The following is a 9845-nucleotide window of genomic DNA, read 5'->3' on the forward strand; positions in this document are numbered from 1 at the left end:
AGGAATCTACGATGAGAAATACGTCACATCTTCCGTGTGGGCTATTGTTGGCCTTCACATGTGCGTCGGTTAAGGCGCAGATACCTCAAGAACAAGCATCAGTATACAGCTATCATCCTGCTGGTAGCGTTGCTGCTGGCCAGTTGGCTACCGTTGATGGCCCTCGCATTGATGTTGTCGATGTCAGTCTGTATGACTACAACGCAAACGGCTACTTAGACCAGATAACAAATCCATTGGGCCACCGTCAGCGCTTTCTAGAATACAATGACCGCGGTTTACCCAGCAAGATCGTCGACGAAAATGGCATAGAAACTTTACTCTCATACCATTCTAAAGGTTGGTTGCGCTCTAGCACGCGAACGCTATCCACGGGCAGTCTCACCACAACCTACCAATACGATAATATCGGTCAAGTCACCAAAATTACAAACCCGGGCAATCAGACGTTATCGTTTGAGTACGACGACGCTCGACGTTTGAAAGTTGTTATTAACGACCAGGGTGATCGCATTGAATATGACTATGATGCGGCGAACAATCTGACAGAGCATCGTATTGTTTCGGCTTCTGGCAGCATCACTTTCTCTCAACGCCAAACCTACGACGAACTTAACCGCCTACTGTCGACGCTGAAAGCCGACGGTTCCATGCAAATGTCCTATCGATACGATGTGAACGCTAATCCAGATCGACAGATCGATGGGCAAGGGAATGAAACTGTGTTTGCGTATGATGCTCTCAATCGATTGACACGCCAAATTGATCCGGAGAGGCAATCGGTTCAACGCCAATACGACCTACACAATCAGATCGTTTCCGCCACAGACCAACGTGGACTCACAACTACCTACACCAGGAGTCCTTTGGGTTTCATCACACATCAAACAAGCCCAGATACAGGAGAAACCCGATTTGATTACGACGCTGCTGGCAATCTGACAAAGAAGACAGATGCAAAAGGCGTAGAGGTCTCCTATACATACGACGCTTTAAATCGCTTACAAAACATCTCGTATCCAGACTCGACTTTCAACGTAACGTATGGCTACGACAACACAAGTGACAACAATAAGGGCATTGGTCGCTTAACCAGTATTCGGGACGGTTCAGGTCAGCAGACTCATACCTACAATGAAGCTGGTGACATAACGCAAACAAACTATACCTATGATAATCGAACCTACACAGTCAGCTATTCCTACGATTCATTTGGAAGACTAAGCCAGACAAACTTTTCAAATGGCCGCAGTATTCATTATACATACAACGATCTTGGCCAAATTCATGGAATGACCACGAGTAAGAACGGGCAGGCAATCGCACTTGCCAGCGACGTCACTTACCTCCCCTTTGGGCCGATGACTCAAATGAGAACTCTTGGAAACATGCTTGTGCAACACGAGTATGATATGAATTATCGACTGTCGGGTTTAACGGTTGGGAATGACAAAATGACTCTATTAGATAGAGGCTACGACTACGATGCCAACGGCAATATTGAAAGCATCATTAACCGGAGTGACGATTATTCTACGCAATCTTTCCTCTATGATACTCTCAATCGGTTGAAGCAAGCGAATGGCTCCTATGGTGATGTTCAATTTAACTACGACCCTGTCGGTAATCGCACTGCAAAGCGCACCGTCAGTGTGAATGAAACTCTCAGTTATGCCACGGACAGTAACCGGTTGTTAACGCAAGGACGTACAACGTATGAATACGATCACAATGGCAATATAAGAAAGAAGGTCAATGGTGAAATCTCAACTGAGTTCCACTATGGCCCAGACAATAGACTAGGCGAAGTGACGGTCAACGGCGAGACAGTGGCCACCTATCGTTATAACGGCTTGGGTCAGCGCGTCATAAAACAAACCCCGTCTCAAAAAACATACTACATCTACACAACAACAGGCCAATTGTCTGCTGAAATAGACCCAGAGACAGGAGAACTAATGCGCCAGTATGTCTATTTGCATGGCGCTCCTATCGCCTATATAGACAAAATCGGTAGTACCGAAGAAGTGTTCGGCATCCACAACGATCATTTGGGCACCCCCATATTACTGACAAATAACAATCGCGAAATCGTGTGGAAAAATGAGCCAACACCTTTTGGTTTGGCCCGCAATATCAGGTTCAACTTGCGTTTTCCTGGCCAATATTACGACCTCGAAACCAACTTGCACTACAACTATTTTAGGAATTATGACCCTAGCACTGGACGGTACCTACAATCGGACCCCGTTGGTTTAGTCGGAGGAATGAATACTTATGGTTATGCGTATCAAAACCCTCTTATCCACACCGATCCACTAGGCTTGTGGGTCCCTCAACTCATCGGAGCGGCAGTCAATTTATCGTTTGAAGGCTATCAACAATATCAATCAGGTCAAATCGATGGCGGCCGCCTTTTCATGGCAGCAGCTACCGGTGCCCTTGGCGGCTTCGGTTCCACTGCTGCCAAAGCCATATTTTTCGGCGCGGCTGCTGGTGCAACTAACGCCGCGTATCAAGAAGCCGCAGGTGGAAATACAGATTGTATTGATTCATCAAAAGTAATCCGAAGTGCAGCGCTTGGAGGGGCCGGAGGTCTGGTCGGTCAACGGATAGGTAAATTAGGTCAGAACATCTACAAAGCACCAAACACTACTGTGTTCGACCCTTCTGTTAAAGTCAGCGTGAACTATGGAACCCATGGAAGTGCAGTTGGTGCAGCTCTAGGAGGAATCGTTGGAAATCAATAATATCGTTGACTTTTTAATCTATGTTCCTTTCACAATCGCAATGTTATTGGTGGGGTTACCAGTGGGTATCATCCATACGATAAAAGGGGTGAAACTGTTCATGAAGTATCGTTTTCAGAAGCTACCTTCCGATCTCAGGACGCGATCAATTGGCAACAATGCCTTGGAAGTTTTTTTCTGTGGATCTTTTAGCTTAGCGGTATCTGTCTGGTATCTGTTTATCGATAAAGGAGGAAACCTCGTATTCATGTGGAAAGAGGTCATTCGCTTTTTTCAGCCACTTGTATAAGGCGTCTCACGCGTGGCATCTGTCAGGATGCCACTTTAATACTTAATAACTGTGTACGATAAGGCCACTAAATGAAGTTTTCCTTGTTAATAATGATTCTATTTGTCGGTGTGATTGGTGTGTTTTTCTCGGACAAAGATTCAAGATGGGAGATGTTCCATGCAGACGAAGCAGAGGCCTATGCCGAGCGGCTTTTGCGTGAAGAAAATACTCCACAGGGGGATCAACCAATTGCAGGTTATTCTGCCAGCAAACACAACGGTTATGTCGTCTTTGCAAAACCAACCGATCATTCCAGCATCTATGGTTACTTCCCAGAGACTCCACCAAGCGAAATTGCTGGAACGGGTGCGAGCAAGAAATGGCAACGCCTAGACGATAATTGGTTCGTCTACCACCACTAACGATCGGCAACGCTCTACATCATGACCCACAGAAGGAGAAATTTGACTTGTTCTTCTGTGGGCTGCCTTAGGAACCGAGGTATGAAAGAAGAATATTTCCGTACTCTGAATCTGCCTCCTTCACTCTCCAACGTTACGTTAGATCTGAAGCTCACGAGGACTCCTATCAACGGTGGTATCGTCGTAGCAAAGAGAACCGCGAGCCCGGGTACATTTGATACCGAAATGAGACTGCGCAGCCGATAAAAACAGGGCTCAATAAAACCACCCCTATCGTTACCGTGGAAAAGACATGCTTTTGTTAACCCATCCCGAACGACCAATGCCTCATCCCTTTATCTCTTCACCTTTGGCGTTTCAGATCTCCTCTTCAACTTGGTTTCGCACCCAACAAGTGTTTGACGTGAGCGCGCAACCTGAACCAGATACCGCCCCTCTGCGCGCTATTTGGTCTGGGCAATTTGCCTTTTCTCATCAAACATTTCCGGACGCATTGCCTCATGATTTAATGACGCAACAAGGGAAGAACGAAGCTGGCTTACAGCTTGCACTCCGCATAAGCAATGACAAGGTCCGCCCACGCTCAACCTTGACCATCCCCACGAACGCCTTTGTGCTCAGCCAAGCGCACATCGGGACCTTCATTCTCTCAGCATTTGACGACATTGACGCCATGGTGCGCTTTTTTTGCTCATACCCCGTTTATGTAGTTGATGCTCCTTTCCTTGAAGCCAACGGTCAGACAATGGATTGGCAGCTCCATCTGAGCGACGCGCACCATCGCCGCGCCGTTCTCACCAAAACGCAGCAAACGCTGCACATTCATTGCTCAGCCCTGCCCCCTTCTCTTGCCAACGTCACCCACCTCCCTTTTGCTTTCCGTTTCGATGGGTACCAAGTGGTGATTGACACGCTCCCTACCACCAACCGGTTTTTATCCGAGAGCGTCTTCATCGCTCGACACATTGAATGATACCGAATTGATACTGCCTGGACGCCTCATCCTGCCTAGAGTATGGACGTCACGCAAACAATCACATTCACATGCGGGACAAGGCATACGCCTTTTTATTATTCAACGTCAGGAGAAAACCAATGACCACACTCCAACAAAAACACATCAAAAAGGGCAGCACTTTTCAAATCGAACTCAAAGGCAATGCATCCACTGGTATGAATTGGTGTCTAAAAACGTTACCCTCTAGCCTGATGCTAGTGGGCACAGAGGTGTACCCAGATCCGCATCCAAGACACGTCGTCGGCTACGGTAACACCCAGGCATTCACCTTCAAAGCGATCGCCACGACCACTCAGCCGCAATTGCTTGAATTCGTTCTGATGCGCGTTTGGGAGACCGAAGCGGTTGAGACTCAGCAATTTGAGGTGACCGTCAGCGAGCATGACCATGAGGTGTCCTATCAGGTCATCAACAATTACTTCAGTGGCAACACGCTACCTGCGGACGAACAACGCTATTTCGTGTTTGATGATCTGAAAGCCTTCCAGTCGGTTTTCCACCCTGCGGCAACCATGGGGCCTCAAACCTGGCTCACCGAGAAGGACTTCAAGCAACATTTGGTGGTTGCTGTGGTCGAGCCCGAAGCTCAGGCCATCACTGAGTACGCGTTCAACACCCCACCTTATATCGAAAATGACACTTTAGTGCTTAATTACCGCACTGAACAGCGCCCTACTGTCGGTACCACATTCCGATTCAGTAAAATCATCATGGTCGAACGGGGGGATTACCAAGCCGTGCGCTTTATTGACAACGAGCACGAGATCACCGAGCCAGTGCCAGCGTTAACCCACGCGTAACCGGTTGTTCAATGTGAGACACCTCGTCATAAGCAGGGTGTTGTCGACTCAGGTCGAGTGGACAACACCCTTACAAAACGGTTTACACCTAGGATGATAGTCTGACCACTCACCTGATAAGTGGCTTGATTGGTACGGCGATACTCTGACACACAAGGACACATCCCCTATCGTGTCAACGTGCACCCGTTCAGCAAGTGAGTTTGACTCGTGTCATGCAGGCCTAAAGGAGGCCTGCTCATGGCCAATGCCGGACCGAGCGAAAGCCGGACAGTTGAATACTGTAGTGTCGACAGGGCATCACGCTCTCATCTTCTGAACGAAACCCCATCACAAAGCACTCCATGATGATCTGATATAACATAGTGGATATGTACTGCGTATCTCGGTGTGACAACGGCGTTGACACCGCCATACTGTCGACATCAAGCTGCGGCTTAGCGTGCCCTTTTTCACGGCGATCTTCAATCGACACACACAAAGTGCCTTGGACGCGCAGTCCAAGCACACAAACGGTGTCTTCAAGCCATGTTAACTGGCGAAGCCGTTCACGAAACGACGGCACATCTCCGTCGGTACATAGACAAATCATCAGATGTCGACCTTGGGATACCAGCATGTCTCGAGTCAGCCAGTCGGTAACGTTGAGTGTCCGATCGCTGTGCAGTGCGACGGACGAAAACCACTTATCCGGACAACTTTGCTTGACGAGGACCCCATAACCGAGTGGACCGAACAGCTGATACTGCGACGAGTTCAGCGTCATTTGCACGACTTTACCAGAGGAAGCTTGAAGCTCGTTCAACACCTGCTCATGACAACCACGATAGAGGAACCCTCGGCGGGCCACAGTAACACGTCGTTGATTTGAGTTTAGAACAAAAGGACGAACAAAGTATGGGGACATGGCAACCTCACATGGCAAGGCAAGGACGCACATGTGTGAGTCCTAAGAACTGGACCAACCCTGCTGCAGGGGAGTCAGCACGTCTGTCTGGTGTTGATCGCTCCAAAAACACTGCCGCCACCACACGACACGTCCTGACGGCAGGATTGATCCAGAAATTGCTATCTTACGGAAAGCTCACCTGAATTCCGCATTAAAAATCTTTATATTGCTTTATTACTTAACCCGTTGAAGGTTGCAGTAGGACAAATGGCCGCTGATCAATCAAGCGCTTGTTTCTTGCGTTATGAAAGACAAACCCTTTGTTTCTGAGCGTGACGATTTCGTAGGGTCCGGATTCAATCAGGCGTCGGACTTCATGCATCAGTACTGGCAAGCTGCTCATGCCGACGATCCCGCCTTGCCAGACGTAATCTTCGATTTCTGACTTCGTTACGAGGCAGTCCTGCATTTTGCAGAAGTAGCACATCGCTCGCACTGCATTCAGACTGCACCCGATACGCCGATTGTCTTTGACGATGGACATTTTGCCATTGGTCGAACGAATTTGAATTCCTAACACCTGCTCAATCAAGCGGATTTCCCGGCAAAACGCGCACGAAATTTTGGTGCATTCAACGGCCGTCATGACTCCTCCTTCTGTTTTCTCCCCTCTCCGCAATGACTTCTATTTGAAATAAATTATTTTATTATTGCAATCAGTATATTAGAGCAACTGCTTTGCGTTTTTCGTTGAAAAATAGGCACAAATGTTGACTCTTTATCAGAAAACTCTGATTTATCATTTAATTAGTTTTTATTAGCCAGCGCCTTCGCATCACAAAACTAAATTATATTAATTATTATTAAATCAATAGCCCGACAATCCTTTTCCAAAAGAGCCCTTTTCTCATCTACCATGCTGATTTCATTGAACATTAAAAGTCACACTGTCACATTTAAATTTCTTTACGACTTTTTACAATGCACTTGCGCATTTGAGGTTAAAAATCACTAATAAGTTGCGAAACTCATTGCTTATGACATGGTGGTTGCACAGAATGATGTGAGACGTGCACCATGAAAATTTTATTACTGTTGGATTCTGCTTTGCGTAGTGGGCAAGACATTATCCAGCAATTGACGAGCATTCCTCAATATGAGGTACAAACGTCTTATGAGAACGGTGAATTCTTTACCATCCCCATGCTCAGAAGCTATGACTGCATTCTCGTGATGCGCTCGCTTGATGCCTTAGTTGATCTCCTAACCTCATCACACTTACCTTACTTCCCATCCCCACTGATCTGGCTAACAGAGCACTTACCGTCAGATCAGTCCATCCCCTACCCTATTACAGGCATGCTGGATTGGGTGGTAATGCCAACGCCCACACTGGAGTTGAAAACACGACTTAGATTCACGCTAGAGCGCTGGCATCATGGTGCCCTTTCAGAAAGCCATTTGATTTTTGGTCCGTTGCAATTACACGTTCATGACCAAACACTGCGATGCGACAATACGCTGATCCCACTGACCAACTCCGAATTCGATCTGCTGGCGTATTTGATGTTGAACGTCAATCGATTTGCTTCATTGGATGATATCGCCGTGTCGATACGCCAAAGCCAGCTGATCAATCATGATGCGGTGCGCGTATTAGTCTGTCGGCTGCGACGCAAAATGCGCGACCAATTGGGACGCACGTACATCCGCACTGAGCGCAACAAGGGTTACCAATTAACCCTGACTGACAACGAAGAAACCCCAACCGAGTTGGCTGGGGCTGTTGATTAAGAAGGCGACATCGTGGCTAAGCGACGTGATTTATTGAATGGGTTTTAGTCTCGCCAAGAAGTGACGCAGGACCGGGGGTTCATATTCAAATTCATAGCCACCCACCTCAGATGCCCTCGCTTTTATGCGGCGCAGCACTTCCACCACATACGACAGCTGATCGTTGGTGTAGACACGTCTTGGTATCGCTAACCGTGTCAACTCCACCCCACTTTCCTTCTGTTCTCCTGTATCCGGATCGCGCCCTATTAAGAAAGAGCCAATTTCGGCACTTCTCACTCCACCTTCCAGATACAGCTCATTCGCTAACGCATGACCGGGAAACTGAGTTTTGGGGATGTGGGGAAGCAACTGCGCCGCATCAACGAAAATGGCGTGGCCACCCACTGGGGTTTGGATCGGGATGCCAGCCTCTATGAGCTCTTGGCCAAACGCCTCGACTTGACTGACCCGTGCATGGAGATAGTTTTCATCCACGGCCTCTTTCAAACCGACCGCCAAGCACTGGATATCTCGTCCCGACAAGCCACCGTAGCTGATGAACCCTTCGTTCAAAATACACAGTACCTGAACCTGACGGAAGATATCGTCATCCTTTCTGACCGCTAATAGCCCCCCGATGTTCACCATCGGGTCCTTTTTGGCTGACACCGTAATGACGTCGGCGTAGGTAAACATTTCCAGGGCAATATCTGCGATGGTTTCATCCTGATAGCCGACTTCGCGCTGTTTGATGAAATAAGCATTTTCGGCAAAGCGCGCGGCGTCGATCACCACCGGGATGTCATGCTTCTTCGCCAGCGCGTAGGTGTCTCTCAAGTTCTGCATCGACACCGGTTGGCCACCCATACTATTACAGGTGATCGTCATCACCAACCCAGCCACGTTTTCGGGACCAAACTCTTCGATTTGCTGTTGCGCCTTTTCTAAGTTCAGATTCCCTTTAAACGGGTAACTTTTTGCGGTATCAAACGCTTCATCCACCACACTGTTGATGGTTTTTGCCCCTGCGATCTCCGCATGGGCGGCAGTGGTATCAAAGTGGAAGTTGGAGATAAACACTGGTTTGACATCTTTGTTAGCGTCGCTTCGACGTTCCTTGACACGTTTGACGAGGATAGGGAAAAGAATCTTTTCCGAACCTCGACCTTGGTGGGTCGGCACAAAGTGCTCATAACCAAAAACTTCTCGGACGGATTCAGTGAGTGCTTCAAAACTTCGACTCCCGGAATAGGCCTCATCACCAATCATCAGCGCAGCCCATTGGTCTTGACTGAGTGCTCCCGTTCCTGAGTCGGTGTGCAGGTCAATATACACTTCACGGCTTTTCAGGCCAAAAGGGTTATAGCCAGAGTCAATTAAGGCTTGTTTTCTCGCTTCCTTGGATAACAGTCGGATGGGCTCGACGGTTTTGATTTTGTAGGCGAACGCGGCGGTTGTGCTGCTTTCCGTTGACATAACAGTACTCCTAACATTGATGGATTGGCACTGCGTTCAGCGAAGTACCAACCCGAGTGACAAACGAACAACGTGCTTGCCTAACGTACGTGGCCACAACGCCCTTCACGATTCATTATCATTTATTAGTCATTAAAGACGGGAGTACATCACCACAATGTCCCTACAACAGCCCCCTCGTTTCCACTTGGCAGACTCCGCTCACCCTGAGCAATGACAACATTGAGCTATCAACATCACTTCTCGCTCAGTCAATCCACTGGCAGCGGCGACGTACAAAGCCAAACTATCGACCATGCTCACCCTGAGCAATGACAACTTGAATCATCAACATCACTTCTCGTTCAGTCAATCCACTGGCAGCGGCGACGTACAAAGCCAAACTATCGACCATGCTCACCCTGAGCAATGACAACTTGAATCATCAACATCACTTCTCGCTC

10 protein-coding genes are annotated in these 9845 nt (G+C 48.1%); 7 read left to right on the plus strand and 3 right to left on the minus strand.

From position 1 onward, the window contains the following. Nucleotides 1-11 precede the first annotated feature (11 nt). The 5 genes from QMA41_RS19415 to QMA41_RS19435 all read left to right on the plus strand — a co-directional run bounded on the left by QMA41_RS19415 (nt 12) and on the right by QMA41_RS19435 (nt 5261). On the plus strand, nt 12-2750 hold the full coding sequence (locus tag QMA41_RS19415; protein ID WP_235676630.1) for an RHS repeat-associated core domain-containing protein: 2739 nt from the start codon (nt 12-14) through the stop codon (nt 2748-2750). Next, nucleotides 2737-3039: a hypothetical protein gene (locus QMA41_RS19420; RefSeq protein WP_235676631.1), complete on the plus strand. Its 303-nt coding sequence runs from the start codon at nt 2737-2739 to the stop codon at nt 3037-3039. The genes QMA41_RS19415 and QMA41_RS19420 overlap by 14 nt, the downstream gene beginning before the upstream one ends. Before the next feature lie 71 nt (nt 3040-3110). Then, entirely contained in the window at nt 3111-3443 is a 333-nt protein-coding gene (locus QMA41_RS19425) for a hypothetical protein (RefSeq protein ID WP_281630380.1), read from the plus strand. A gap of 292 nt (nt 3444-3735) precedes the next feature. Next, the gene (locus tag QMA41_RS19430) at nt 3736-4416 is read left to right on the plus strand and encodes a choloylglycine hydrolase (protein ID WP_235676633.1); all 681 of its coding nucleotides are present in this window, start codon (nt 3736-3738) and stop codon (nt 4414-4416) included. A 122-nt stretch (nt 4417-4538) separates the two neighbouring features. Then, nucleotides 4539-5261 (plus strand): protease inhibitor I42 family protein, encoded by a 723-nt coding sequence (locus QMA41_RS19435; protein WP_281630381.1) that lies wholly within the window; start codon nt 4539-4541, stop codon nt 5259-5261. Nucleotides 5262-5499: 238 nt separating this feature from the next. Here QMA41_RS19435 and QMA41_RS19440 read toward each other — a convergent pair whose 3' ends face one another. Beyond that, entirely contained in the window at nt 5500-6201 is a 702-nt protein-coding gene (locus tag QMA41_RS19440; RefSeq protein WP_019278043.1) for a hypothetical protein, read from the minus strand. A gap of 2 nt (nt 6202-6203) precedes the next feature. Here QMA41_RS19440 and QMA41_RS19445 point away from each other — a divergent pair, with 2 nt between their 5' ends. Then, nucleotides 6204-6353 carry a hypothetical protein gene (locus QMA41_RS19445; protein ID WP_155396066.1) on the plus strand — a complete coding sequence of 50 codons (150 nt, stop codon included), beginning with the start codon at nt 6204-6206 and terminating at the stop codon, nt 6351-6353. 35 nt (nt 6354-6388) lie between these two features. On the opposite strand, the gene QMA41_RS19450 is transcribed toward QMA41_RS19445, so the two are convergent. Continuing rightward, nucleotides 6389-6796: a winged helix-turn-helix domain-containing protein gene (locus QMA41_RS19450; protein ID WP_019278044.1), complete on the minus strand. Its 408-nt coding sequence runs from the start codon at nt 6794-6796 to the stop codon at nt 6389-6391. A gap of 431 nt (nt 6797-7227) precedes the next feature. Between QMA41_RS19450 and QMA41_RS19455 the strand changes: the two genes are divergently transcribed. Continuing rightward, on the plus strand, nt 7228-7944 hold the full coding sequence (locus QMA41_RS19455; RefSeq protein ID WP_045985479.1) for a winged helix-turn-helix domain-containing protein: 717 nt from the start codon (nt 7228-7230) through the stop codon (nt 7942-7944). A gap of 30 nt (nt 7945-7974) precedes the next feature. On the opposite strand, the gene QMA41_RS19460 is transcribed toward QMA41_RS19455, so the two are convergent. After that, the gene (locus QMA41_RS19460) at nt 7975-9402 is read right to left on the minus strand and encodes a tryptophanase (protein WP_021455644.1); all 1428 of its coding nucleotides are present in this window, start codon (nt 9400-9402) and stop codon (nt 7975-7977) included. Between the last annotated feature and the right edge of the window lie 443 nt (nt 9403-9845).

This window comes from Vibrio sp. St2, from assembly GCF_947311885.1.
GTDB lineage: Bacteria > Pseudomonadota > Gammaproteobacteria > Enterobacterales > Vibrionaceae > Vibrio > Vibrio coralliilyticus.